Source organism: Streptomyces sp. NBC_01717 (assembly GCF_036248255.1).
Taxonomy (GTDB): Bacteria; Actinomycetota; Actinomycetes; order Streptomycetales; family Streptomycetaceae; genus Streptomyces.
The window spans coordinates 4744598-4770198 of sequence record NZ_CP109178.1; the positions used below are offsets into that span (position 1 = coordinate 4744598).

The window sequence follows — 25601 nt, forward strand, 5'->3', positions numbered from 1 at the left end:
AGTCACCGGAAACGCTACTGCACCAGCCCCGCAAGCTCCGCCTCGCGCTGCGAGACCTCGCCCAGCAGCTGCTCGGCGATCTCGTCGAGCAGCCGGTCGGGGTCGTCGGGCGCCATCCGGAGCATGGCCCCGATCGCGCTCTCCTCCAGCTCCTGCGCAAGGACCGTCAGCAGCTCCTTGCGCTGGGTCAGCCAGTCCAGCCGGGCGTAGAGCTCCTCACTCTCGCTGAGCTCCGCCCGCTGCGTGGCCGGTCCGGCAGCCCACTCCTGCGCCAGCTCCTTCAGCAGCACTTCGTCCCCGCGCCCGTAAGCGGCATTGACGCGCGTGATGAACTCGTCCCGGCGCGCCCGCTCCGTCTCGTCCTGGGCCAGATCCGGGTGGGCCTTGCGTGCCAGCTCGCGATAGAGCTTGCGCGCCTCCTCGGTCGGCCGAACCCGCTTGGGCGGCCGGACCGGCTGCTCGGTCAGCATGGCCGACGCCTCGGGGGACAACCCGTCGGAGTCGATCCAGTCGTGGAAGAGCTCCTCGACACCCGGCATCGGCATCACGAGCGCCCGCGCCTCCTGCGCCTTGCGCAGGTCCTCCGGGTCACCGGTCCTGGCGGCCCGGGCCTCCGCGATCTGCGCATCGAGCTCGTCGAGGCGGGCGTACATCGGGCCGAGCTTCTGGTGGTGCAGCCGGGAGAAGTTCTCGACCTCGACCCGGAAGGTCTCCACGGCGATCTCGAACTCGATCAGCGCCTGCTCCGCCACCCGCACAGCCTTCGCCAGCCGCGCCTCGGGGCGCGCCCCATCAGCAGCACTGCCGGCATCCGCATCGGTATCCGCGCCGGCGCCCGCACCCTCGTCGGCCCTGCGGCCAGGCTGCTCGTGCTGCTCGTGCTGCCGGTCGTTGTCCTGCCGGTCATCGTCGTTCCGGGTGGTCGGCACCCCGGCGGCTTCGTGGGTCACCCGTCCAGCGTATGGCCCAGCCCCACGCCCCGAGGACGCGCGGTCGGCGGAACCGCCCCTCATACCCCGAGCTCGGCCGCTATTCGCCCCGAACCGACGGCCCGCACCAACTCCGCATGGTCCGCTTCCGTACGGTCCGCGTACGTCACCGCGAAGTCCGCCATCGCCTCGTCCAGCTCGTCGTTCTTCCCGCAGTACCCCGCGATCAGCCGCGGGTCGGCGCTGTGTGCATGGGCCCGCGCCAGCAGCGCACCCGTCATCCGCCCGTAGTCGTCGACCTGGTCGGCCGTCAGGGCCACCGGGTCCACACTGCCCTTGCGGTTCCGGAACTGCCGCACCTGGAACTGCCGACCGTCCACGGTCGCCCACCCCAGCAGAATGTCGCTGACGACCTGCATCCGCTTCTGCCCGAGGACCACCCGACGTCCCTCGTGCGCCACCTCCGGCACGTCGAACCCGACGGCCGGCAGATACGGCGCCAGCGCGGACGGCCGCGCCTCCTTCACCTGCAGCACCAGCGGCTCGCCCCGGTGGTCGAGCAGCAGCACGACGTACGACCGGGTGCCGACGCTCCCCGTGCCGACCACCCGGAACGCCACATCGTGGATCGCGTACCGGGCGAGGAGCGGCACCCGGTCCTCCGAGATCGTGCTCACATAGTCGCCGAGCCCCGCCGCCACCGCGGCGGCCTCCGCATCCGGCACCCGTCGCAGCACCGGCGGTGCGTCGACGAAGCGGCGTCCGCCGTCCTCGGACTCCTCCGTGGACTTTGCTGCGAAGCGGGCGCTGGTGTTGTTACGGGCTTTCTGCGAGACCCGTTCCAGTGTGCCGAGCAGATCCCGCGCATCCGTGTGCGAGACGAGCTCCTCATCGGCGATGGCATTCCAGGCATCGAGAGCGGGCAGTCTGGCCAGCAGCCGCATCGTCCGCCGGTACGCGCCCACTGTGTCGTACGCACCCTGGCGGCAGGTGTCCTCGTCCGCCCCGGCCTCGCGCCCCGCGAGCACCAGCGACGTGGCGAGCCGCTTCAGGTCCCACTCCCACGGGCCGAACACGGTCTCGTCGAAGTCGTTCAGATCGATGACCAGGCTGCCCCGAGCATCGCCGTACAGCCCGAAGTTGGCCGCATGCGCATCGCCGCAGAGCTGAGCGCCCACCCCCGTCACGGGTGTGCCCATCAGGTCGTGGGCCATCAGCCCGGCCGAGCCCCGCAGGAACGCGAACGGCGTGGCAGCCATCCGCCCCACCCGGATCGACGCGAGGCCGGGAACGCGGCCCCGGTTCGACTCCTCGACCGCCTGCACCGCGTCCGGCCGGCCGGCCGGAAGGACAAGGGAGTCGTGCGAGGCCCTGGGCGCCCGGTCACGCAACGCCTTGCCCGACGCTCGGGGCGACTGCGGCACACTCTGCTCCGCCACGGCCGCGCGCCGTGCGAACCCGGGCACGACCGGAATGCGCGGACCATCCGTCACGGCCCGCTGTACCGGCACCGTCGCCTCGAACTGATCCATGGCACGCAGCCTCCCCCGCCCTCGACCGGCGTCCTTGTCCAACATCAACTGCGGACGACGGTACCGCCGTCCGCCGACAGGCGTCTGCCCCTGTGGAAAACCGAGGCAGACACCTGTGGACAACGCTCTGTCCTGGTCAGACGGCGACGGTCTCCTCGAGCTCTTGCTCCAGCTCCTCGCCTGTCTCGGCCTCGGACCGACGTTCGGCCTCGGACAGGCTCTCCACCCTGGAACGGCTCGCCGCCACCGACCGGCTCTCCGCCCCGGCCCGGTGCCGGGACCCGGCCGCGCCCTGAGCATGCGCGGCGACGCTCCGCCGCTTCGCTTCGGCCAGCCCGGCCACGCCCATCACGGCCAGCCCCGCCACGAACCACAGCGTGAGAACCAGCACATGTCCGCCGAGTGCGTACCCGCCGAAGTACACATGACTGCGCACACCCTCGACAAAGCCTGCACCGTTCCAGAAGGCGTGCAGCGAACCGAAGAAGCCGGGCTGCAGTTCGGGCCGGAAGATGCCGCCGGAGCTGGTGAAGTTGAGCATCACGAACAGCACCATCAAGCCGAGCGTCGTCCATCGCTTCAGGAACGTGTGCAGCCCGACCCCGACCATCAGGATGCCCGCCGAGTAGAGCCACGCCATCGCCCAGACGCCGCCGAGCCCGTGATCCACCAGTCCGAACAGCGGCCCCGCGAACGCCGCACCGATCGCGCTCACCACGAGCGACGCGCCGACGACCAGCGCCGCCCTGATCCGCAGCGCCAGCGCCGCGCCCGCGCCACCGATCACCGCGACCGACGCGTACGATCCGATGCTCACCGCGACGAGCAGGAAGAAGATTCCCTGGCCGGTCGGATCGCCGTCCGCGGTCGGCGCCGTGTCCGTCACCTTCAGCGGGTCCCCCTGTGCGGCCGCCACCTTCGTGAAGACCTTCTCGACCACCGTGGCGCTGGTGTCCGAGGAGGCGGTGGCCACCAGCAGCTCGGGGTGCTTCCCCGGCAGGTAGGCGCCGTAACTCTGCTGTGTCTTCAGGTCGTTCACCGCGGAGGCCCGATCGGCCACGGTACGCACGCTCAGCGCTCCGTCGCCCTTGTCCTGCAGCGTCTGTGCGAGCACCTGGGCCCTCGGCCCCGACCCCACCACGTCCACCCGCAGGTCGTGCGGTTCCGGAGCGTGGAACGCCCCCAGGTAGGCGAGCCCCATACCGATGCACATCAGCAGTGGAGTGACGAGATGGCTCAGCACATGACGCAGGGCGCCTGCGGTGGAGCCGGCGGCGGCACTCTGGCCTGTGGACATCGGAACTCCAATGGTTGGCTTTTACAACTCCTCTATCCGTTGTACTATACAACTGAAATTTTAGAAAGGTGAGCTCCGTGACAGGCACCCCCCGGGAACGCAAAGAGTCACTGGATGTCATTCAGCGAGAACTGACCGCGTTCGCACGCAGGGCGCGCGCTGCCGCAGCCCGTCTCCATCCCGAGCTGCCCCTGGTCTCGTACACGCTGCTGGCACACATCGACGACCAGCACGGCTGCCGCGCAACAGACCTGGCGGCGCACTACATGCTGGACAAGTCGACGGTCAGCCGACAGATCAGCGCCCTGGAGAAGCTCGGCCTGGTCGAGCGCCACCCGGACCCCGCGGACCATCGCATCCAGGTGCTGCATCCCACCGAGGCCGGAACCCGGGCCCTCGCCTCGACGCAGGCCACCCGCCACGCAGCCTTTCAGGAGCGCCTAGCGGAGTGGACGGCGGACGATCTGACCCGGTTCGCGGAGTATCTGCTGCGCTACAACTCGTCGGGCGGGACGACCGCCCAGGACGCACCCCAGCAGCCGTAGCCACAGCTCCGGCCACAGAGGCTGCAGCCGCAGGAGCCGGAGCCGCTAGCAGCCGCCGTCGTCCGCGAGGTACGTCTTCGACCAGAGCGCCAGCTCCTTGAGCGCGGGCTCCATCGCGGCGCCCGCCTGCGTCAGGCGGTAAGAGACCCGCAGCGGTGGCCCCTCGTCGACCTCGCGGACCACCAGCCCGGCAGCACCGAGCTCGGACAGCCGGTCCGAGAGCATGCGCTCGCTGATGCCCGGAATCGCCCGCCGCAGATCGGCGAAGTGCACCGGATGCTGCATGAGTACGGAGACGATCGGGCCTGTCCAGCGCTTCCCGAACAGCTCGAAAACGCGCGTGATGCCCACGTCGACCCGCCGACACGCCTGTTCGCTGTGCTCCGCCATACACCCAGAGTACTGCGTCGCCGTGCGGGACTTACGAATAGTAAGGGCCTATGCTATTACTAGGTACGAACGAAAAAGACGCCCTCCTGTCAGGCCGGGCGCCATCCCTAGATATCCGTGGAGACCCCCATGGCCACGCTCCTGCACCTCGACTCCGCCGTCTTCCCCCAGGGATCCGCGTCGCGCGAGGTCACCGCCACCTTCGTCCAGACGTGGCTCGAACAGCACCCCGACGGCCAGGTCGTCTACCGCGACCTGGCCGCGAACCCGCTGCCCCACCTGGACGCCGCCGCGGCCGCCGCCGGCGCCGGGGACCCGCTGCGCAGCGAACTCGCCGCCGAACTGGCAGCGGCAGACGCCGTCCTGATCGGCGCGCCGATGTACAACTTCAGCATTCCGTCCACCCTCAAGGCCTGGCTCGACCAGGTGATCATCGTCGGCCACAACGCGGGCCCCGACAGCCCGGTGGCCGGCACCCCGGTCACCGTCGTCGCCAGCCGCGGCGGTTCGTACGCCCCCGGCACGCCGCGTGCGGACTCCGAGTTCGTCCAGAACTACCTGGAGAAGCTGCTGACGAGCATGTTCGGCGCAGAGGTCGACTTCATCGTTCCGGAGCTGACGCTGGCCCACTCCCAGCCGGCGATGGCCGAGCTCATCCCCCTCGCCGAGGCTTCCCGCGCCAAGGCGTTCACCGATGCCGCAGAGAAGGCCAAGGCCCTCGCCGCCCGCCTCGCGGCCTGAGCCATGCAATGACGAAGGGTCGGGGCCCGCGGAGTGGTCGACCTCCGCGGGCCCCGACCCTTCGTCACTCTCATACATATCGGAACACACACCCGGGCCACCCCGAATCGGGCGTTTCACGTGAAACAACGCGCCGAATCCACAACGCGCCGTATCCGCCGGGGAACGAAGAAGCCCCACAGGCCGTTGGCCTGTGGGGCTTCTTTCTTGTGCGCGAGGGGGGATTTGAACCCCCACGTCCCTAAGGACACTGGCACCTGAAGCCAGCGCGTCTGCCGTTCCGCCACTCGCGCATGAGTGGTGTTTTCAGACTCTCTCACCTGTTGGTGCGAGCGCCTGGCGACATCCGGAAGATTAGCACGCTGGACAGGGTGGATTCACATCCGTTGTTTCGCAGACGGATGCAGAACGAATGACGGACAGCGGGAACGCGCGACGACCTCCCCCCACTCCTCCTCAGTGCACCCCAGGTGCGGGACACTGTCAGGACACCACCTCTACGATCCGTGTGAGGGGTGACACTCATCCACAGGGCAGACAAGGGGAACCAGCCGATTTCCCGACGCGTGGATACGATCAGTAAGCAGTACAGCGACGAGAACACCGGAGGAGGTGCCCCATGGGAGTCATGAAGCGTTTCGAGCAGCGTCTCGAAGGTCTGGTCAACGGCACCTTCGCCAAGGTGTTCAAGTCCGAGGTCCAGCCGGTCGAGATCGCGGGTGCCCTCCAGCGCGAGTGCGACAACAACGCAACGATCTGGAACCGCGAGCGAACCGTCGTTCCCAACGACTTCATCGTCGAGCTCAGCGCCCCGGACTACGAGCGCCTCAGCCCGTACTCCGGCCAACTCGGCGACGAGCTCTCCGGTCTGGTCCGGGACTACGCCAAGCAGCAGCGCTACACCTTCATGGGACCCATCAAGGTCCATCTGGAGAAGGCCGACGACCTCGACACCGGGCTCTACCGCGTACGGAGCCGCACGCTTGCGTCGAGTTCGTCACAGCAGGGCCAGCAGGCTCCTCAGGGCCACCTGGGACAGTCCGGCCACCCGGGCCAGGGGCGGCCGGCCGCCCCCCAGCCCACCGGCGGCTACGGCTACCCGCCCAGCTCCGTCCCGCCCATGCCCGCGGCCCCGCCGCCGGGCGGCGGCCGTCCCGGAGCACCCACCACCGACCGGCGACCGTCGGCCGCGCCCGGCGCCATGCCGAGCCCGCAGGTGCGACGCTGGATCGAGATCAACGGCACCCGCCATCAGATCTCCCGCCCGACGCTGGTGCTGGGACGCAGCACCGACGCCGACGTGCGGATCGACGACCCCGGCGTATCCCGTCGGCACTGTGAGATCCGGACCGGAACGCCCTCGACGATCCAGGATCTCGGGTCTACCAACGGCATCGTGGTGGACGGGCAGCACACAACCCGCGCTACGCTCCGCGACGGCTCGCGGATCGTCGTGGGTAGCACCACCATCGTTTACCGGCAAGCCGAAGGGTGAAGCGGGGGCAATGTCAGAGCTGACCCTGACGGTCATGCGGCTAGGTTTCCTGGCTGTTCTGTGGCTGTTCGTGATCGTGGCCGTCCAGGTCATCCGCAGCGACCTGTTCGGAACGCGCGTCACGCAACGCGGCTCACGCCGCAGTGCGAGCGACGCACGTCCGCAACAGGCACGCCAATCTGCCGCGGCACCGCCGCAGCAACGCCAGCAGCCCGGCCGCCAGCGCCGGGGGGCACCGACCAAGCTGGTCGTCTCCGAAGGCACCCTCACCGGCACCACGGTGGCGCTCCAGGGGCAGACCATCACCCTGGGACGGGCCCACGATTCAACGATCGTGCTGGACGACGACTACGCGTCCAGCAGGCATGCCAGGATCTACCCCGACCGTGACGGCCAGTGGATCGTCGAGGATCTCGGGTCCACCAACGGCACGTATCTCGACCGGACCCGTCTCACCACCCCGACGCCTGTTCCGCTGGGCGCGCCGATCCGGATCGGCAAGACCGTCATCGAGCTGCGGAAGTAGTACGACAATGAGCGAGCGGAGCGAGCGAGCCGCGGCCGTCCGGGCAACGGACCCGGCCCGGCTCCCGACCGGAGGGTGGGCAGTGTGGCTCGAGACCGGCTGTACCCCGAGCCGACGGGCGAGGTGCGCATGAGTCTGTCCCTGCGCTTCGCCGCCGGATCGCACAAGGGCATGATCCGGGAGGGCAACGAGGACTCCGGCTATGCCGGTCCACGCCTTCTCGCCATCGCGGACGGCATGGGCGGTCAGGCGGCCGGTGAGGTCGCCAGCTCCGAGGTGATCTCCACGCTCGTCCAGCTCGACGACGACGTGCCTGGTTCGGACATCCTCACCTCGCTCGGTACGGCGGTCCAGCGGGCCAACGACCAACTGCGCATGATGGTCGAGGAGGACCCCCAGCTGGAGGGCATGGGCACCACGCTCACCGCCCTGCTCTGGACCGGTCAGCGCCTGGGCCTGGTCCACGTCGGCGACTCCCGCGCGTACCTGCTGCGCGACGGCGTACTCACCCAGATCACCCAGGACCACACCTGGGTGCAGCGGCTGGTCGACGAGGGCCGGATCACCGAGGAAGAGGCCACCACCCACCCGCAGCGCTCCCTGCTGATGCGCGCGCTGGGCAGCGGCGACCACGTCGAACCCGACCTCTCCATCCGTGAAGTCCGGGCCGGCGACCGCTATTTGATCTGCTCCGACGGGCTCTCCGGCGTCGTCTCGCACCAGACGATGGAAGAGACCCTCGCCAGCTACCAGGGCCCGCAGGAGACGATCCAGGAGCTCATCCAGCTCGCCCTGCGCGGCGGTGGCCCGGACAACATCACCTGCATCGTCGCCGACGTCCTCGACGTCGACAGCAACGACACCCTGGCCGGGCGGCTCAACGACACCCCGGTCATCGTCGGCGCGGTCGCCGAGAACCAGGCCGCCCAGCTCAACGACGGCGGCGCGATGGAGACCCCCGCCGGACGCGCGGCCGGCCTCGGACGGCCCGTCCCACCGCCCGCGGGCGGCTTCGGCCCACCCGGAAGCGGTGACGGCCTCGGCTACGGCGGAATGCCGAACGGCTCCTTCGACGCGTACACCGACGACGACTTCATCAAGCCCGGCGGCGGCCGCAAGTGGCTGAAGAGGTCCCTGTACATCGTGCTCGCGCTGGCCGTCATCGGCGGCGGTGTGTACGGCGGTTACCGCTGGACCCAGAACCAGTTCTACGTGGGCGCCAGGAACGAACACGTCGCGCTGTTCCGCGGCATCAGCCAGGACCTCGCGTGGGTCTCGCTCTCGAAGGTCGAGAAGGACCACCCCGAGATCGAACTCAAGTACCTCCCGCCCTACCAGCGCAAGCAGGTCGAGGCGACCATCGCCGAGGGCAACCTGACGGACGCCCGCGAGAAGATCAGCGAGCTCTCGACCCAGGCATCCGCCTGCAAGAAGGACGCGCAGCGCCGCGCGGCCGAGGCGGAGAGCAAAGCCCGCACCGGCGAGGGCGAAGCCGGCGGCACGGGCTCGGAGGTCACCAAGACGTCCGCCCGGTCCGACGCCACCAAGACCAACCCGGCCACAGCGACTCCCACTCCCGGCCCCAGCCTCTCGGAGGAAGAGCAGAGGCTGGTCCCGCAGTGCGGTAAGCAGTAAGCCGTAGGGGAGCCTTCAGCACCATGAGCGTTGTCACCAATACGACCACGATCGGCGCGATCGACGCGCCGAGCCGTCGCAACACCGAGCTGGGCCTGATGGCTTTCGCCATCGGGATCTCGGTGTTCGCGTACGCCAATGTGGGCCTTGCCATCGACGGCGAGCTCCCCTCCGGCATGCTCGGATACGGGCTAGGCCTGATCCTGCTCGGCGGCGTCGCCCACCTCGTGGTGCGCAAGTTCGCTCCGTACGCGGATCCGCTGCTGCTGCCGCTGGCGACCCTGCTCAACGGGCTGGGGCTGGTGCTGATCTGGCGCCTGGACCAGTCACCTCGGCTCATCCAGCGGGCCAAGTCGCTGTTCGGCGCCTTCAGCCCCGACGCACCCAAACAGCTGATGTACTCCGCGATCGGCGTCGCCCTGTTCGTCGTCGTACTGATGGTGCTCAAGGACCACCGCATCCTGCAGCGCTACACGTACATCTCCATGGCCGTGGCACTGGTACTGCTGATCCTGCCGGTGTTCTTCCCTGCGGTGAACGGCGCCAAGATCTGGATCAGCCTCGGCCCGTTCTCCATCCAGCCCGGCGAATTCGCGAAGATCATAATCGCGGTCTTCTTCTCCGGCTATCTCATGGTGAAACGAGACGCGCTGGCTCTGGCCAGCCGCCGCTTCATGGGTCTGTACCTGCCCCGCGGCCGCGACCTCGGACCGATCCTCGTGATCTGGGGACTGTCGATCCTGATCCTGGTCTTCGAGACGGACCTCGGCACATCCCTGTTGTTCTTCGGCCTCTTCGTGATCATGCTGTACGTCGCCACGGAACGGACCAGCTGGATCGTCTTCGGTCTCCTGATGTCCGCGGCGGGGGCGGTCGGTGTGGCCACGTTCGAGTCGCACGTCCAGCAGCGCGTCGACGCCTGGATGGACCCGTTCGCCTGCTACACGACCGACGGCGCCTGCCAGCAGATCGGTGACGCCATCATGTCCTTCGGGTCGGGCGGCACGCTCGGCACCGGCTGGGGCCAGGGCAACTCCGACCTGATCGGCTTCGCCGCCAACGCCGACTTCATCCTCTCCACCGTCGGCGAAGAGCTCGGCCTCGCCGGAATGATGGCCGTCCTGCTGATCTACGGTCTGATCGTCGAGCGCGGTGTGCGCACCGCTCTCGCCGCCCGCGACCCGTTCGGCAAGCTCCTCGCGATCGGTCTCTCCGGCGCCTTCGCGATCCAGGTCTTCGTCGTCGCCGGCGGTGTCATGGGACTCATCCCGCTGACCGGTATGACGATGCCGTTCCTCGCAGCCGGTGGTTCGTCCGTGATCGCCAACTGGGCTCTGATCGGCATCCTGATCCGGATCAGCGACACCGCACGCCGCCCCGCACCGGCCCCTGCTCCTTCCTCCGATGCCGAGATGACCCAGGTGGTCCGACCGTGAACAAGCCCCTGCGCCGGATCGCGATCTTCTGCGGCGTCCTCATCCTCGCCCTGCTCGTGCGGACCAACTACCTGCAGTACGTCCGCGCCGACGAGCTGAACACCCGCGACGAGAACCGCCGCGTCCGCATCGAGCGGTACGCCCATGAGCGCGGCGACATCATCGTCGACGGCAAAGCGATCACCGGTTCGGCCGTGACCAAGGGCAGCGACTTCAAGTACAAGCGGGTCTGGAAGAACGGCCCCATGTGGGCGCCCGTCACCGGGTACTCCTCGCAGGCCTTCGACGCCTCGCAGCTCGAAAGCCTCGAGGACGGCATCCTCACCGGCAACGACGACCAGCTCTTCTTCGACCGCACCCTCTCGATGTTCACGGGCGAGAAGAAGCAGGGCGGCAACGTCGTCACCACCCTCAACGCGGCCGCCCAGAAGGCCGCCTTCCAGGGGCTGGGCGACAAGAAGGGTGCCGTCGCCGCGATCGACCCGCAGACCGGCGCCATCCTGGCCCTCGCCAGCACCCCCTCGTACGACCCCTCGACTTTCGCGGGCAACTCCGACACGGACACCAAGGCCTGGCAGAAGCTCCTGAAGGACAAGGACAAGCCGATGCTCAACCGGGCATTGCGCGAGACCTACCCGCCCGGCTCGACCTTCAAGGTCGTCACCGCCGCCGCGGCCCTGGAGAACGGCCTCTACACCGACATCGACGGCAAGACGGATTCCCCGCTGCCTTACCGGCTCCCGCAGGTGAGCACCGTCCTGCAGAACGAGGGCAACATCCCTTGCGAGAACGCCTCGCTCCGGGAAGCACTGCGGATGTCCTGCAACACCGTCTTCGGCAAGATCAGCGATGACCTGGGCAACCAGAAGATGATGGACGAGGCCGGCAAGTTCGGCTTCAACAAGGAGATCTTCACCCCGGTCCGCGCCGACGCGAGCATCTACCCGAAGGACAACCGGCCGCAGAACGCCATGGCGGGCATCGGCCAGGCGTCCAACCGCGCCACTCCGCTGCAGATGGCCATGGTCGCCGCCGCGGTCGCCAACGACGGCAAGCTCATGCAGCCGTACATGGTCGCCGAGCGGCAGGCTCCCAACCTCGACGTCATCTACACCCACGAGAAGGAGCAGCTCAGCCAGCCCCTCTCGGGTGAGAACGCGCAGAAGCTCCAGCAAATGATGGAGACCGTCGTCAAGAGCGGCACGGGAACCAACGCCCTCATCGACGGCGTCACTGTCGGCGGCAAGACCGGTACCGCCCAGCACGGTCTGAACAACAGCGAGAAGCCGTACGCCTGGTTCATCTCGTACGCGAAGACCGACAGCGGCTCCCCGGTCGCAGTGGCCGTAGTGGTCGAGGACAGCCAGGCCAACAGGGACGACGTCTCCGGTGGCGGCCTCGCCGCACCGATCGCCCGGGATGTGATGAAGGCGGTCATCGACAACAAGTAGTGACGCCCATCACATGGGGCGCCATATCTGCACATTGGGATACCGGTCAGATATCAGGTGACGGCTCTGGGCCGATCAGGTAGTGCGTGGCCGGTAGCGTATGCGCGAGCAGCACACCGCCGGACCACACACCGGTGTGGTCGGGACTGACGGAGAGGGCTGGAACAGTTATGGAAGAGCCGCGTCGCCTCGGCGGCCGGTACGAGCTGGGCTCGGTGCTCGGCCGTGGTGGCATGGCCGAGGTCTACCTCGCTCACGACACCCGGCTCGGCCGCACCGTCGCTGTGAAGACGCTGCGGACCGATCTCGCCCGCGACCCGTCCTTCCAGGCCCGGTTCCGCCGTGAGGCCCAGTCCGCCGCCTCGCTCAACCACCCGGCGATCGTTGCCGTCTACGACACCGGCGAGGACTACGTCGACGGGGTCTCCATCCCGTACATCGTGATGGAGTACGTCGACGGGTCGACGCTCAGAGAACTTCTGCACTCCGGCCGCAGACTGCTGCCCGAGCGCACCCTCGAAATGACGGTCGGGATCCTCCAGGCGCTGGAGTACTCGCACCGGGCAGGCATCGTCCACCGCGACATCAAACCGGCGAACGTCATGCTGACGCGCACCGGCCAGGTCAAGGTCATGGACTTCGGCATCGCCCGTGCCATGGGTGACTCCGGCATGACGATGACCCAGACGTCGGCCGTCATCGGCACGGCCCAGTACCTCTCCCCGGAGCAGGCCAAGGGCGAGCAGGTCGACGCACGTTCCGACCTGTACTCGACCGGCTGCCTGCTCTACGAGCTGCTGACGGTCCGGCCGCCGTTCATCGGTGACTCGCCCGTCGCGGTTGCCTACCAGCACGTACGGGAAGAGCCGCAGGCCCCCAGCAACTTCGACCCCGAGATCACGCCCGAAATGGACGCGATCGTGTTGAAGGCTCTGGTCAAGGACCCGGACTACCGCTACCAGTCAGCCGATGAGATGCGCGCCGACATCGAGGCCTGCCTCGACGGCCGGCCGGTCTCCGCCACTGCGGCGATGGGCGCGGCCGGCTACGGCGGCGGCTACGACGGGTACGGGCAGGACCAGCCGACCACGGCACTGCGCGCTTCCGACCAGCACGGCGCCCAGACCTCCATGCTGCCCCCGGTCAACCCGGACGACGGTGGCTACGGATACGACGAGCGCCCGGACCGCCGGCGCCAGAAGAAGAGCAACACCTCGACGATCCTGCTGATCGCCGCGGGCATTCTGGTGCTGATCGGCGCGATCCTGATCGGCAGATCCGTCTTCGGCGGCGACAACAGCGACAACGGCAAGGTCGACGTGCCGAACATGGTCGGGTCGACCGTGGACGAGGCGAAGGATCTCGCGACCAACGCCGGCGTCATCCTCAAGGTCGGCTCGAAGGAACCCTGCGAGGACCAGCCCAGGGGGAAGATCTGCAGCCAGACCCCCAAGGACGGCCAGATGCGGGAGAACGAGACCGTCACGGTCGTCGTCTCCAGCGGTGCGCCGAAGGTCGAGGTTCCGGACGTCACGGAGAAGTCCGAGGAGAACGCCCGCAAGAACCTGGAGGACAAGGGCTTCACGGTGCGGGTCGTCGCGTCCGAGTCCTCCGACGCGCAACCCGGCACCGTACTCGACCAGGACCCCAAGGGTGGCACGAAGGCTGAGCCGGAGTCCGAGGTCAAGATCACGGTCGCCAGGCAGGCCACCCAGAACGTCCCCCCTGTGATCGGCCAGCAGTTCGACGCCGCGAAGGCCCAGCTCAACCAGGTCGGCTTCGAGAATGTCTCGCGAAACGACGTCGACTCGCCGGAGCCCGCAGGTCAGGTCATCGACCAGACCCCGAAGCCGGACGGCAAGAAGCCGCTGGACACCCAGATCGTCCTGAAGGTCTCCAAGGGCCCGGCGCAGCCCGCGACCAAGCCGATCCCCGAAATCAGGTTCAAGACGGTGGGCGAAGCCAAGCAGCTCCTGGCCGCGCAGGGCTTCACCCAGATCCAGTTCGCGGACGGCAGCGCTACGGACGACAACGCCCGGGTCATCAGCAGCGATCCGGCACCGGGCACCCAGGCCGACCCTGCAACCACCGTCGTCACCCTCACCACCGGGGGCGGCAACGGTAACGGGAACGGGAATATCTTCGGCGGCCCGTCCGGCTCACGGGACTGACCCCGAACCGCACCACACATCGGGCCCCGGCACCTCGAAGGTGACCGGGGCCCTTTGTTGTACCTGCCGCGCCGCCTCCTGCCCGGCATACCGCACATGCAGCCGGAAACCGATCGTGTCTTCATATGTGCTGATTCGTTGATCCGTTGGGGTGGCGTGGGGATCAGACCTCACCCAGCTCGCACAGGCATCCGAGACGAGCCGAAAGGACATGAACGTGATCAACGATGCAGTACTGCTGGAGTCGAGGTCTCTACGAGCAAGCATCGGGGAGCAGTCGGAAGCGTTGGACAGGGTCAAGGTGCTGTCGTTGCTGCCGGACGGCATGCATGTGACGACGGCGATGGTGGCGGCGTACTTCGAGGTAGGAGTTGAAGCCGTCAAATCGTTGGTCAAAGATCACCGCGAGGAGCTACGAAACAACGGCTACCGTCTCCTGACTGGGCCAGAACTGAGGTCCTTCAAGGACCTCAGTCAGGTCAAGTCACGCACACCGTCGCTCGCCATCTTCAGTCGCCGAGCCGTCCTCAACGTCGCCATGCTCCTCCGGGACAGCGAAGTCGCACGTCAGGTGCGTACGTACCTCCTCGACAGGGAGTACGCGGCGCGGACCCAGCCTGTGGATAACTTCGTCCACGGTGAGCCCACGTCCCTCGACGCCCGCATCGACCGACGCATCACCCACATCCTCGGCAAGACCGTCGTCCCCATGCTCAACGCCCTCATCGAGGCCTCCGGTGAGCAGCACAAGGAGCTGATCTCTCTCCGGGACGACGTCAAAAAGATCGAGCGGAAACTCTGCAACCATCACCACCGGCTCAGGCACCTCGAACAGGCTCAGGGCCCGCGCCCGTACACCGGCGTCATGGCATCGATCGACGCGATGAACTGGAGGGAGTTCGAGCATCACGTCGCCGTCCTGCTTCGCCGCGACGGCTGCACCGACATCGTGGTGCACGGCGGCCCCGGCGACCGTGGAGTGGACGTCACCGCACTGACGGCGGACGGCCGCAGCGTCGTCGTGCAGTGCAAGAGCTTCGCCCCTTACCGTCCGGTCTGGAGCGGCGAAGTGCAGAAGTTCCTGGGCGCCTCCAGGGTCCAGCACCGGGCAGACGTGGCTCTCTTCGTAGCGACCACCTCCTTCACACCCGATGCACGCGCCATAGCGGAGACCCACGGCATCACGGTCGTGGACCGAGGCCACCTCGAGAAGTGGAGCGCCGGGGTGCCGCTCCCGGTCCTGTAGTAGCCGACCAAGAGTCCACCGGACGTAGAGAGGCCCGAAGCCGCAAAAGGAAGTTGCGGCTTCGGGCCTTTCGCCATCCTAGGGTCAGCGCAGCTCCGCCGGTTTCGTACGGTCCTTGTCGACCTTCTCCGTGCGCACCAGCTCGCCCCACACGATGTACCGGTACCTCGACGTGTAGACCGGCGTGCACGTCGTCAGCGTGATGTAGCGGCCGGGCTTCTTCACGCCCGCTTCCTTCGGGACCGGCTGGAGCACCTTGACGTTGTACTTGGGGGTCTCGGGAAGCTCCTTGAAGACCTTGTAGACGTACCAGGTGTCCTTGGTCTCGAAGACGACCGCGTCGCCCGTCTTCACCTTGTCGATGTTGTGGAACTTCGCCCCGTGCCCGTCGCGGTGCGCCGCCAGAGTGAAGTTTCCCTGCTTGTCCCAGGGGAGAGCCGACTTCACCGGGTCCGTGTAATAGCCGGCGATGCCGTCGTTGAGGTTCTTGGTGTCGGTGCCCTTCTTGACCAGCACCTCGCCGTTCTTCATCGCGGGTACGTGCAGGAAGCCGATGCCGTCCTTGGTGTCGAGGGCGCCGGGTCCGTCGGCCCAGCGGTCTCGGACGGTGTGGCCCTGCTTCGCGGCCTCGCGGTCGGCGAGCACATTGGTCCACCACAGGGAGTAGACGACGAACAGTCCCAGTACCAGGCCCGCAGTGATCAGCAACTCGCCGAAGACACTGACCGCGGTCGCCACGGGGTGGCGGTCCCTGTTCCGCACCGGGGGCGCGGACTCGTCGGTCTGTTCTTCCTGCTGCTGGGTCCTCGCTGCCACCGCACCCGTCCCTGTTGTGATGATGTTCAGCCGACGAGCGCGTCGGGCTTTCCCTTGCTGCGCGGCCGTTCGTCGACCATCTTGCCCCACACGATCAACCGGTATGTACTTGTGAATTCGGGCGTACAGGTCGTCAGAGTGATGTAGCGGCCGGGCTTTGTGAAACCTGATGCGGGTGGCACCGGTCCGATCACCGAGACGTTGGACGGCGACGTCTGCGGAAGGACGCTGGTCATCTCGTACGTGTAGTACGCGTCCTGCGTCTCGACCACGATCGGGTCACCCTTGCGCAGCCTGTTGATGTAGCGGAACGGTTCGCCGTGCGTGTTGCGGTGACCGGCCAGCGCGAAGTTGCCCTGCGCGGCCGACGGCATCGCCGTACGGAGCGCGCCGTCGCCGTAGTGACCGACCATGCCGCGGTCGAGGACCTTCTCCTTGCTGGTGCCCTCGGCGATCGGGGCGACCACATCGAGTTTCGGGATGTGGATGATGGCGAAGCCCTGCCCCGGCTCGAACGCTCCGGGCTTGCGGTCGCCCTTTGCCCAGTCGTCCTGGATCTTGTGCGTCTCGTTGCCGGCGATCTGGTCCGCGCGAACATTCGTCCACCACAACTGGTACGTGACGAACAGCAGCATCAGCACACCGAGCGAGATGAACAGCTCGCCCACGACCCGGCTGGCGACGACGGCGGGGCTGTCCTTGGCCGCGCGGGCGGCGCGCCTCGCCTCGACGCGCGTCAGCGGTCTCCCGCCCGGCGCCGTCGATTCCGACCGGGCTTCCGGCCGCGGTTCGGCGCGTCGGCGGCCGCGCCCCTTGGCGGCGCGCCGGCGCTCGGCGCGGCCGCCCGCGGGTGGGTCCGCCCGCGGTCCGGGTTCGGCCGGCTCCGGGCGGGAGTCGGTGGCCGCCGTGCTGTCCGCGTCGGGCTCCGGTGCGTACTCGGACACGTACTGCGGCTCCGCCTCCGGTCGCAGCGCAGGTGCGGGTGGAGTCACCGCACGATCGGCCATGCGCCGGGGGTCGGCCGTCCGCAGGCCGACCGTCTCGTCGTGGAGGGGGCGCGGCTGAGGCGAAGACGCCGTGACGGGCTCCTGCTGCCCGTACCAGTCCCGTTCGTACCCTTCGGGGTCGTACCACTCGCGCGGCGGCCCCTGGGGCTCTTGAGCCCCTTGTGACGCCTGCGCCTGCCCGCCCTGCGCCACCCCGGTGTCCGCCCCCTCCACCGGAGGGTTCTCCGCCGGGAACCACGGCGAAGTGTGCTGTCCCGGCAGCGGATCGTTCAGCGGATCCGCCAACTGGTCGACTGCCGCCTCGAACGCGCCCGTGGCCTCGTACGCATGTTGCTCGTACGGGCCGTCCTGTCCGGGGTCGTGCTCGGGACGGAGTGCGGTCACGCGACGGCCTTGCCCACCACCGGCGCGAGCCCCACCGACCTCGCGACAGCGCCCGCATCACCGCACTGCGTCAGCCAGTTGGCCAGCATCAGATGGCCGTACTCCGTCAGTACCGACTCCGGATGGAACTGCACGCCCTCCACCGCCAGGTCCCGGTGGCGCAGGCCCATGATGATGCCGTCGGCCGTGCGCGCCGTGACCTCCAACTCCTGCGGGATCGTGTCCGGTTCGGCGGCGAGCGAGTGGTAGCGGGTCGCGGTGAACGGGGACGGCAGTCCGGCGAAGACTCCCTTGCCCTCGTGGGTCACCGGCGACGTCTTGCCGTGCAGCAGCTCCGGGGCCCGGTCCACCACACCGCCGTACGCCACGGCCATCGACTGCATGCCGAGGCAGACACCGAAGACCGGAACGCCGGTCGCAGCACAGTGGCGCACCATGTCGACGCAGACGCCGGCCTGCTCGGGGGTGCCGGGGCCGGGCGAGAGCAGGACGCCGTCGAAGCCGTCCTGGGCATGGGCCGTGGTCACCTCGTCGTTGCGCAGCACTTCGCACTGGGCGCCGAGCTGGTAGAGGTACTGAACGAGGTTGAAGACAAAACTGTCGTAGTTGTCGACGACAAGGATGCGGGCGCTCACTGGCCGGCCCCCGTTCCGCTCGTGCCGTCGACCGTCACGTCCCCGAACGGAAGCAGCGGCTCGGCCCACGGGAAGACGTACTGGAAAAGCACGTAGACGACGGCGAGCGCCAGGACGAGCGAGATGAGCCCGCGCACCCACACATTGCCCGGCAGATGCTTCCAGATCCAGCCGTACATGCTGTCCCCTCCATTCGGTACGGGACCAGACTAAAGGGCCGGGGCCGGAGCGTGGGTCAGCTGTGGAAAGCTGCGGGTCTGCCGTCGGTCACAGGCCTGGTCTCGTCGAGATGCGCCCAGGCGATCAGCCGGTGGCTGCTGCCCCATTCGGGGTCGCAGGTCGTCAGCGTCAGATAGCGTCCGGGGCCGTCGAAGCCGGACTTGCGGGGGACGGGGTCGATCACGCCGGTGTCGCTCGGCACGGTCCGGTAGGGCTTCTTGTCGATGCGGTACGTGAACCATGTCGTGCCGTCCGTCACGATCACCGCGTCACCGGGGCGCAGTTTCGGGAAATCCTTGAACGGATCCCCGTACGTGCGTCGGTGTCCGGCCACGGCAAAGTTGCCGGTCGCGCCGAGGGAGGCGGTTCCCCGGTAATGACCGAGGCCCTTCTGCAACGTCCTGACCTTGGTGTTCTCCAGGATGGGCCACTCCCAGCCCTTGCCGAGACGGGGGATGTACAGCATCGCGAACGCCTTCCCGTCCGGGTACGCGGCAGGTGTGGGCGGCGCGGGCGCGGTGGAAGCGGGCGCATCGGTGGTGGGCGAGGACGACGGCGACACGGTCGGCGCGGGTGCGGACACGGCCCCGCGAGCCCACCGGTCCTGAAGGCCGTCGATCTGCCCCTCGGTCGCGCCGGCGGCCTTCACTCCGGTCCAGAACAGCACGTAGACCACAAAGAGGATGATCAGGGCGCCAACGGTGATGCACAGTTCGCTGAACGTCCTGACGATCAGTCGCACCGACACCGGTCGGCCTCCCCGGAACTGCTCGCTACTTCACCGGCTTCGCATAGTGGAGATCCACTGTGCCCGAGTAGCCGGGAAGAGTCACCGCCTCGCGCTCGTCGACTTTCCAGCCCAGCCCGTACGCCTTCACGTACAGCAGGTAGTTCTGGATCGCCGGGGAGTTGTCGAGGGCCTTCTTGAGGCTGTCCGGGTCGCCGACCGCGGTGATCTTGTACGGGGGTGAGTAGACCCGGCCCTGCAGGATCAGGGTGTTGCCGACGCAGCGCACGGCACTGGTGGAGATCAGCCGCTGGTCCATGACCCGGATACCGCGGGCACCGCCCTGCCAGAGGGCGTTGACGACCGCCTGCAGGTCCTGCTGGTGAATGACCAGGTCATTGGGTTGCGGATCGGGGTAGCCGGGCTTCGCGGTGGCGTCCGGCGGGGCGTCGTCGAGGGTGACGGCGACGGCCCGGCCGGAGAGCTTCGCGGTGCCTGCCTCCCGCTCCAGAGCCTTGAGCCTGGCGTCCTCAGCCTTCGTGCTGCCGTCGTCGCGCTGGGCGAGGGAGTCGATGTCGTCACGCAGGGATGCGTTGGAGTCGTCGAGCGCCGCGTTCTTCCCGCTGCGCTGCTGGATCAGGTCGGAGAGCTTCAGCAGCGAGGAGTCGGTGCGGATATTGGTGCCCTTGGCCGTGTTGGCGCTGGTGACGAAGATCAGTCCGGCGAGGGCGAAGACGGCAGCGGTGAGCACCCGGACCGGGTGCCTGAAGGGGCGCCGGACCGGCCCTTGGGGAGAGTCGGCAGAATTGCTCAACGTACCCTTATCTCCTTCGGCGCCACGGAAGCACTACGCTAACGGACGCCCGGGGGAGGCAGCATTCCCCCTCGCGCCCCGGCGCCAGCCATAGTTCCCTGCGCGGTCACGCAGCGCATCGACAGGAGAGTTCCTCGTGCCGAAGTCACGTATCCGCAAGAAGGCCGACTTCACGCCGCCTCCGGCGAAGCAGGCAACCAACATAAAGCTGACCAACCGCAGTTGGGTGGCGCCGGTGATGCTGGCGTTCTTCCTGATCGGTCTGGCCTGGATCGTCGTTTTCTACGTGACCGACGGCGATCTGCCGGTCGACGCGCTCGGGAACTGGAACATCGTCGTCGGCTTCGGCTTCATCGCCGGCGGCTTCGGCGTCTCCACCCAGTGGAAGTAGCTCCACCTCGTACCTGGCACCACAGCTGACCCCGGTAGCGCAACCCTTGCCCTGAGTTACCCACAGCGTTATCCACAGGCGGGGGAAAAGGTCAGACGATCTGTGGATAACTCCCTGGATGTTGACGCCGGTGTGACTGCAGCCTCCCCTCTCGAGGGGTGGCACGCCCCTTGTCCGGACTGGAAAAACCCAGCTCAGCGACAAGGGGCACAGTTGTACCCACAGAAATGCACAAGATCACACCCCTGCTGTGGACAACTGTATGAAGGGCGACCTCGGACGGTCTGCGATCACCCCTGTGATCAGGTCAGTGCGGCCGTTCTGGCGACCACGATGAGGATCACCGCCGCCAGGACCAGCGCACAGGTGCCGTACTGCACCAGCGCACGCCGCCCGCGCGGTGCATGCACCATGGCGACGGCGATCACCGTGCCCGCGATCAGACCGCCGACATGCGCCTGCCAGGCGATTCCGCCCCAGGTGAAGGTGAAGAGCAGGTTCAGCGCGAGGAGCACGAGGACCGGCCGCATGCCGTAGTTCAGGCGGCGCATGAGCACGGCGGTGGCGCCCAGCAGGCCGAAGATGGCGCCGGAGGCACCGAGTGAGGGCTGATTCGGTGCGGCCAGCCAGTAGGTGAGAGCGCTGCCCGCCAGGCCGGAGAGCAGATAGAGCGCGAGGTAGCGGGCGCGCCCGAGCGCTGCCTCCAGGGGGCCGCCGAGCCACCACAGTCCCAGCATGTTGAACGCGATGTGCCACACCTCCTGGTGCAGGAACATCGAGGTCACCAGCCGGTACCACTGGCCCTCGGCAACGCCCTCCGGCGGGCCGCCGTAGTAGAGGTTGGCCCGACCGAACAGCGTCAGATCCGGGAGCAGGGCCGGTTTCACGTGCACCACGATGAACAGGGCGACATTGAGAGCGAGCAGGATCTTGGTGACCAGCCGGGGGTCGGCCGTGACGGTGCCGCCGGCGAGGGTGCGCGGCTGATTGGCCGCCGGTCCGTGTCCCGTGCCGGATCCCTGGCGGACGCAGTCCGGACACTGGAAGCCGACCGAGGCGCTGACCATGCACTCGGTGCAGATCGGGCGGTCGCAGCGGGTGCAGCGGATCCCTGTCTCACGGCCCGGGTGGCGGTAGCAGTCGAGCGGGCCGTCGGTGGCGCCGGACTGGTCCCGGGTGCCGGGCGGCTGCTCGTCCATCGGTCCCATCACTTCCTGGTCCCCTTGGTATCTCGTGAGCGGCAGCGCGCACAAAGCCGCCCTGCTCATCCGCTATGTAAGCAGTACGGACAAGCAGGGCGGTTGGTTCCCGGCGGAGGAATCAGAGAGTGATCATCCGGTGACCACCGGAGATCATCGGGTTTCGACGACGACCGACTCGATCACCACGTCCTGTACCGGACGGTCGGTGCGGGCGTTGGTCTGGGTGCCCGCGATGGCGTCCACGACCTTCTTGCTGGCCTCGTCCGTCACCTCACCGAAGATGGTGTGCTTGCCGGTCAGCCACGCGGTGGGCGAGACGGTCACGAAGAACTGCGAGCCGTTGGTGCCCGGGCCGGCGTTGGCCATGGCCAGCAGATACGGCTTGTTGAAGCTGAGGTCCGGGTGGAACTCGTCACCGAACTCGTAGCCCGGGCCACCGGTGCCGTTGCCCAGCGGGTCGCCGCCCTGGATCATGAAGCCGCTGATGACACGGTGGAAGACGGTGCCGTCGTACAGCCGGTCCTTGGACTTCTTGCCGGTCGCGGGGTGGGTCCACTCGCGCTCGCCCGTGGCGAGCTCGACGAAGTTCTTGACCGTCTTGGGCGCGTGGTTCGGCAGAAGCCGGATCTCGATGTCGCCTTGGTTGGTCTTCAAGGTGGCGTAAAGCTGCTCGGCCACGATCTGCCTTCCGTAAGTCTTCGCTGACGTCCACCGATCCTCGCACGGACCATCCCTCAGGTCGCCCGACCGCCACCCGCGAACGGACATCCCTCACCTTCTTGCCTGATTTCACGCCGCTCGCCTGCCGCTTCCCGCAGGAACAAATGAGGCCAAGCGCGTGACGAACCGGCGCGTACTGAGCTGAACCGTGGCATTGTCGTCGGCAAGCTCCCCTTGCACCGCATTGCCCGAGGACGTCTCTCACGACCGTCCCTCACGACCGTCGCTCATGACCCGGATGCCCGCCCCACATGCCAGTTGGGCCACCGGCAGGCATGATCTCGAAATGGGTGGAAAGGCGGAGTACTACCCGCCACCAAGGAGGAGGATCCCGTGACCCGCATCGACAGCGTGCGCGCCGCAACCGACTCGGCGAAGGAGAGCGTGCAGCACGCCGCGGAAGTGGTGGCGCCCTACGCCGAAACGGCCAAGGACCAGGCCGCACGCTATGCGCACGAGGCCCGTACGCGGCTCGCGCCGAAGGCGTCGAAAGCAGCCCAACAGGCCCGTGTCCAGTACGACGCATATCTCGCACCGCATATCGAACTGGCCCGTTCTCATGTGCCGCCCAAGGTCGACGAGGCCGCGCAGCGCGCCGCGCTCCGCACCCGCCAGGCCACCAAGTACGCCGCTGAGTACACCGTGCCCCGCGTCGGGTCCGCGATGGCCGCCGCCCAGCCCGTCGCCGAGGAGGCCACGTCCCGCAGCATCGCGGCCCTGGCCGCCCTGCGCGGTCAGGTCACTCCGAAGGAGATCCAGCAGCTGGCCAAAAAGCACAGAAGGCGGGCCAAGGCCGGCCGCGCGCTGAAGGGCTTCGCCGTGGTCTCCGTGGTGGCGGCCGGCAGCTATGCCGCCTGGCGGTGGTGGGACAAGCAGGCCAACCCGGACTGGCTGGTCGAACCCCCCGCCCCCACGGAGGTCTCCGACCGCGCGCCGCTGACCTCGGTCGACGGCAGCGGCCCGACGGTCCTCGACCCCGAGGTCCGTGCCAAGCAGGACGACGCCGGCCCCGACGGGACGGACGAGGTGGACGGAACCGACCTCGACGACCGCCGCTGAGCCACCGGCCGACAGTACGGGCGCCGGGAAGCCCTGAGGGTTTCCCGGCGCCCGTTGCGTTGTTCATGGAGAGCCATCGGCAGGTGGGAAGAGGCGGTACGGAATCCGTACCGCCTCTTCGCATACGGGCATGCGCCGAAGTCCGCTCACAAGACCTTGGAGAGGAAGGTCCTGGTGCGGTCGTGCTGCGGGTTGGTGAGGACGTCTCCGGGGTTGCCGGCTTCGACCACTACGCCGTCGTCCATGAAGACGAGGGAATCGCCGACTTCGCGTGCGAAGCCCATTTCGTGGGTGACGACGACCATGGTCATGCCGTCTTCGGCGAGGCCGCGCATGACGTCGAGGACGTCGCCGACGAGTTCGAGGTCGAGGGCGGAGGTGGGCTCGTCGAAGAGCATCAGCTTGGGTTCCATCGCCAGGGCGCGGGCGATGGCGACCCGCTGTTGCTGACCGCCGGAGAGCTGGGAGGGGTAGTTGCCCGCCTTGTCGGCCAGGCCGACGCGGTCCAGGAGTTTCCCGGCGCGTTCGCGGGCGACGGCTTTGGTTTCGCCCTTGACCTGGACGGGGGCCTCCATGACGTTCTCGAGGGCGGTCATGTGCGGAAAGAGGTTGAAGCGCTGGAAGACCATGCCGATGTCGCGGCGTTTGAGAGCGACCTCGCTGTCCCTGAGCTCGTAGAGCTCGTTGCCGTTCTGCCGGTAACCGACGAGGTCGCCGTCGCCGTGGAGGCGGCCTGCATTGATCTTCTCCAGGTGATTGATGCAGCGCAGGAAGGTCGATTTGTCGGAGCCGGAGGGGCCGATGAGGCAGAACACCTCGCGGGGGGCGACTTCGAGGTCGATGCCCTTGAGGACCTCGATCGGGCCGAAGGACTTGTGGACGCCCTCGGCCTTCACCATCGCGGTCATGCCGTGACTCCCTTCGGGCGGCGTACGGAAAGCAGGGTGGCTCTGATCTTCTGCAGCGGAGTCGGCGGGAGGCTGCGGCTGGAGCCGCGGGCGTAGTGCCGTTCCAGGCAGTACTGGCCGACGCTGAGGATCGAGGTGAGGACGAGGTACCAGACGGCTGCCAGGAACAGCGACAACTCAAGGGCGCCCCACTGGCACGGGAGATCAGCGTTGCCGTACTCCGTACCACCGCCGCGCGCAGTATTCGCGAGCTGGTCGAGGCCCTCACGGAACAGGCGAGGCTGATCCAGCGGCGCTGGAGCGACGCGGACGCCGGACTCGCGTAGCCGGCCTCGTGCGTTCCTCGTCGGCCGCTACCGCGGACTGACTCTTGTCCCGCTTGCCGAGGGATGCCCTGGGGCGGCGCTGCAGCGGACCCGCACCGACACGGCGCTGACGTCAGAAACGCAGAGACTCCCCTGGCCTGCGTTTCCACAGGCCAGGGGAGTCTCTACAGATGTGGAGCCTAGGAGATTCGAACTCCTGACATCTGCCTTGCAAAGGCAGCGCTCTACCAACTGAGCTAAGGCCCCGAAAAGTGGACAGCACCGGACGCATCAGCGTCTCGGTCACCGCCGCAGACCAGAGTACCGGGTGACCCCCTGAATCTTCCAAAAAGATTGGGGCTCCCGGTCAGCAACCACTCTCCGTAAGATGCTCGTCGAGGTTCGCAGCAGCGAAGCCGCAGCGAAGGGGAGACGCAATGGACGCAGCTCAGCAAGAGGCGACGGCAAGAGCCAGGGAGCTTCAGCGCAGTTGGTACGGAGAGCCACTGGGGGCGCTCTTCCGTCGGCTGATCGATGATCTCGGCCTGAATCAGGCCCGGCTCGCCGCCGTACTCGGGCTGTCCGCCCCCATGCTCTCCCAGCTGATGAGCGGCCAGCGGGCGAAGATCGGCAACCCGGCGGTCGTCCAGCGTGTCCAGGCCCTGCAGGAACTGGCCGGCCATGTCGCCGACGGCAGCGTCAGCGCGGGGGAGGCCACCGACCGCATGGAAGAGATCAAGAAGTCCCAGGGTGGCTCCGTCCTCACCGGCACCGGTCAGACCTCGACCACCGGCGGGGCGCCCACCGTCCGGCGCGTGGTCCGCGAGATCCAGTCGCTGCTGCGGTCGGTCGCGGCCGCCGGGGACATCATCGATGCCGCCGACTCCCTCGCCCCGACCCACCCGGAACTGGCAGAGTTCCTCAGGGTGTACGGGGCGGGGCGCACCGCGGACGCGGTGGCGCACTACGAGGGACACCAGGGCTAGGGCCTGTCCGACAAGTCCTAGGGCACTACCCCCG

25 protein-coding genes, 2 tRNA genes and 1 pseudogene are annotated in these 25601 nt (G+C 67.9%); 12 read left to right on the top strand and 16 right to left on the bottom strand.

Going from position 1 to position 25601, the window contains the following annotated elements; all coding sequences use genetic code 11:
• Positions 1–14 precede the first annotated feature (14 nt).
• The 3 genes from OHB49_RS21465 to OHB49_RS21475 all read right to left on the bottom strand — a co-directional run bounded on the left by OHB49_RS21465 (position 15) and on the right by OHB49_RS21475 (position 3758).
• Entirely contained in the window at positions 15–950 is a 936-nt protein-coding gene (locus OHB49_RS21465) for a J domain-containing protein (protein WP_329162265.1), read from the bottom strand.
• A gap of 59 nt (positions 951–1009) precedes the next feature.
• Entirely contained in the window at positions 1010–2461 is a 1452-nt protein-coding gene (locus tag OHB49_RS21470; protein ID WP_329162267.1) for a DUF2252 domain-containing protein, read from the bottom strand.
• A gap of 136 nt (positions 2462–2597) precedes the next feature.
• On the bottom strand, positions 2598–3758 hold the full coding sequence (locus tag OHB49_RS21475) for a hypothetical protein (RefSeq protein ID WP_329162269.1): 1161 nt from the start codon (positions 3756–3758) through the stop codon (positions 2598–2600).
• Between the two features lie 77 nt (positions 3759–3835).
• Between OHB49_RS21475 and OHB49_RS21480 the strand changes: the two genes are divergently transcribed.
• Entirely contained in the window at positions 3836–4303 is a 468-nt protein-coding gene (locus tag OHB49_RS21480) for a MarR family winged helix-turn-helix transcriptional regulator (RefSeq protein ID WP_329162271.1), read from the top strand.
• 45 nt (positions 4304–4348) lie between these two features.
• On the opposite strand, the gene OHB49_RS21485 is transcribed toward OHB49_RS21480, so the two are convergent.
• The gene (locus OHB49_RS21485; protein WP_030972465.1) at positions 4349–4693 is read right to left on the bottom strand and encodes a winged helix-turn-helix transcriptional regulator; all 345 of its coding nucleotides are present in this window, start codon (positions 4691–4693) and stop codon (positions 4349–4351) included.
• Between the two features lie 129 nt (positions 4694–4822).
• On the opposite strand from OHB49_RS21485, the gene OHB49_RS21490 reads away from it, so the two are divergent.
• Positions 4823–5434: an FMN-dependent NADH-azoreductase gene (locus OHB49_RS21490; RefSeq protein WP_030972462.1), complete on the top strand. Its 612-nt coding sequence runs from the start codon at positions 4823–4825 to the stop codon at positions 5432–5434.
• Positions 5435–5644: 210 nt separating this feature from the next.
• Here OHB49_RS21490 and OHB49_RS21495 read toward each other — a convergent pair.
• Positions 5645–5727: transfer RNA gene (locus tag OHB49_RS21495), tRNA-Leu, on the bottom strand.
• 326 nt (positions 5728–6053) lie between these two features.
• Between OHB49_RS21495 and OHB49_RS21500 the strand changes: the two genes are divergently transcribed.
• The 7 genes from OHB49_RS21500 (at position 6054) to OHB49_RS21530 (ending at position 15394) form a co-directional block, all read left to right on the top strand.
• On the top strand, positions 6054–6929 hold the full coding sequence (locus tag OHB49_RS21500; protein ID WP_329162274.1) for a DUF3662 and FHA domain-containing protein: 876 nt from the start codon (positions 6054–6056) through the stop codon (positions 6927–6929).
• 10 nt (positions 6930–6939) lie between these two features.
• Entirely contained in the window at positions 6940–7455 is a 516-nt protein-coding gene (locus OHB49_RS21505) for an FHA domain-containing protein FhaB/FipA (protein WP_030930391.1), read from the top strand.
• Between the two features lie 129 nt (positions 7456–7584).
• Positions 7585–9090: a Stp1/IreP family PP2C-type Ser/Thr phosphatase gene (locus OHB49_RS21510; protein WP_329162276.1), complete on the top strand. Its 1506-nt coding sequence runs from the start codon at positions 7585–7587 to the stop codon at positions 9088–9090.
• Positions 9091–9113: 23 nt separating this feature from the next.
• Entirely contained in the window at positions 9114–10526 is a 1413-nt protein-coding gene (locus OHB49_RS21515; protein ID WP_030972456.1) for an FtsW/RodA/SpoVE family cell cycle protein, read from the top strand.
• Entirely contained in the window at positions 10523–11977 is a 1455-nt protein-coding gene (locus OHB49_RS21520) for a penicillin-binding transpeptidase domain-containing protein (protein ID WP_030972454.1), read from the top strand. Before OHB49_RS21515 ends, OHB49_RS21520 begins: the two co-directional genes overlap by 4 nt.
• 170 nt (positions 11978–12147) lie before the next feature.
• Positions 12148–14148 (top strand): Stk1 family PASTA domain-containing Ser/Thr kinase, encoded by a 2001-nt coding sequence (pknB, locus tag OHB49_RS21525; protein ID WP_329162279.1) that lies wholly within the window; start codon positions 12148–12150, stop codon positions 14146–14148.
• Positions 14149–14359: 211 nt separating this feature from the next.
• On the top strand, positions 14360–15394 hold the full coding sequence (locus OHB49_RS21530; RefSeq protein ID WP_329162282.1) for a restriction endonuclease: 1035 nt from the start codon (positions 14360–14362) through the stop codon (positions 15392–15394).
• Positions 15395–15478: 84 nt separating this feature from the next.
• Here the strand turns inward: OHB49_RS21530 and OHB49_RS21535 are convergent, their stop codons facing one another.
• From OHB49_RS21535 to OHB49_RS21560, 6 genes are read right to left on the bottom strand one after another with little or no spacing between them, the layout of a single operon-like run.
• Positions 15479–16210 (bottom strand): class E sortase, encoded by a 732-nt coding sequence (locus OHB49_RS21535; protein WP_329162284.1) that lies wholly within the window; start codon positions 16208–16210, stop codon positions 15479–15481.
• A 26-nt stretch (positions 16211–16236) separates the two neighbouring features.
• The gene (locus OHB49_RS21540) at positions 16237–17601 is read right to left on the bottom strand and encodes a class E sortase (protein ID WP_329162286.1); all 1365 of its coding nucleotides are present in this window, start codon (positions 17599–17601) and stop codon (positions 16237–16239) included.
• Complete coding sequence (locus OHB49_RS21545; RefSeq protein ID WP_030930417.1) at positions 17598–18236, bottom strand: aminodeoxychorismate/anthranilate synthase component II; 639 nt, start codon at positions 18234–18236, stop codon at positions 17598–17600. Before OHB49_RS21545 ends, OHB49_RS21540 begins: the two co-directional genes overlap by 4 nt.
• Positions 18233–18415: a hypothetical protein gene (locus OHB49_RS21550; RefSeq protein WP_030930420.1), complete on the bottom strand. Its 183-nt coding sequence runs from the start codon at positions 18413–18415 to the stop codon at positions 18233–18235. Before OHB49_RS21550 ends, OHB49_RS21545 begins: the two co-directional genes overlap by 4 nt.
• Positions 18416–18471: 56 nt before the next feature.
• The gene (locus tag OHB49_RS21555; protein ID WP_030972443.1) at positions 18472–19203 is read right to left on the bottom strand and encodes a class E sortase; all 732 of its coding nucleotides are present in this window, start codon (positions 19201–19203) and stop codon (positions 18472–18474) included.
• A gap of 25 nt (positions 19204–19228) precedes the next feature.
• Positions 19229–19996, bottom strand: coding sequence for a DUF881 domain-containing protein (locus OHB49_RS21560; RefSeq protein ID WP_329162289.1), 768 nt, complete (start codon positions 19994–19996; stop codon positions 19229–19231).
• Positions 19997–20132: 136 nt separating this feature from the next.
• Here OHB49_RS21560 and crgA point away from each other — a divergent pair, with 136 nt between their 5' ends.
• Positions 20133–20387: a cell division protein CrgA gene (gene crgA / locus OHB49_RS21565; protein WP_030972440.1), complete on the top strand. Its 255-nt coding sequence runs from the start codon at positions 20133–20135 to the stop codon at positions 20385–20387.
• Positions 20388–20689: 302 nt separating this feature from the next.
• On the opposite strand, the gene OHB49_RS21570 is transcribed toward crgA, so the two are convergent.
• Both OHB49_RS21570 and OHB49_RS21575 read right to left on the bottom strand, forming a co-directional pair.
• The gene (locus tag OHB49_RS21570) at positions 20690–21586 is read right to left on the bottom strand and encodes a rhomboid family intramembrane serine protease (protein ID WP_329166574.1); all 897 of its coding nucleotides are present in this window, start codon (positions 21584–21586) and stop codon (positions 20690–20692) included.
• A 153-nt stretch (positions 21587–21739) separates the two neighbouring features.
• On the bottom strand, positions 21740–22267 hold the full coding sequence (locus OHB49_RS21575; RefSeq protein ID WP_030972436.1) for a peptidylprolyl isomerase: 528 nt from the start codon (positions 22265–22267) through the stop codon (positions 21740–21742).
• A 375-nt stretch (positions 22268–22642) separates the two neighbouring features.
• On the opposite strand from OHB49_RS21575, the gene OHB49_RS21580 reads away from it, so the two are divergent.
• Positions 22643–23368: a DUF5324 family protein gene (locus tag OHB49_RS21580; RefSeq protein WP_329162290.1), complete on the top strand. Its 726-nt coding sequence runs from the start codon at positions 22643–22645 to the stop codon at positions 23366–23368.
• A 146-nt stretch (positions 23369–23514) separates the two neighbouring features.
• Here OHB49_RS21580 and OHB49_RS21585 read toward each other — a convergent pair whose 3' ends face one another.
• The 3 genes and pseudogenes from OHB49_RS21585 to OHB49_RS21600 form a co-directional block, all read right to left on the bottom strand.
• Complete coding sequence (locus OHB49_RS21585; RefSeq protein WP_329162292.1) at positions 23515–24276, bottom strand: amino acid ABC transporter ATP-binding protein; 762 nt, start codon at positions 24274–24276, stop codon at positions 23515–23517.
• Positions 24273–24481, bottom strand: a pseudogene (locus OHB49_RS21590) (amino acid ABC transporter permease); the annotation flags it as partial. The pseudogene OHB49_RS21590 and the gene OHB49_RS21585, both read right to left, overlap by 4 nt.
• A gap of 294 nt (positions 24482–24775) precedes the next feature.
• Positions 24776–24848 (bottom strand) — tRNA-Ala (locus OHB49_RS21600).
• Positions 24849–25018: 170 nt separating this feature from the next.
• Here OHB49_RS21600 and OHB49_RS21605 point away from each other — a divergent pair.
• Positions 25019–25567 carry a helix-turn-helix domain-containing protein gene (locus OHB49_RS21605; RefSeq protein WP_329162294.1) on the top strand — a complete coding sequence of 183 codons (549 nt, stop codon included), beginning with the start codon at positions 25019–25021 and terminating at the stop codon, positions 25565–25567.
• Positions 25568–25601 lie beyond the last annotated feature (34 nt).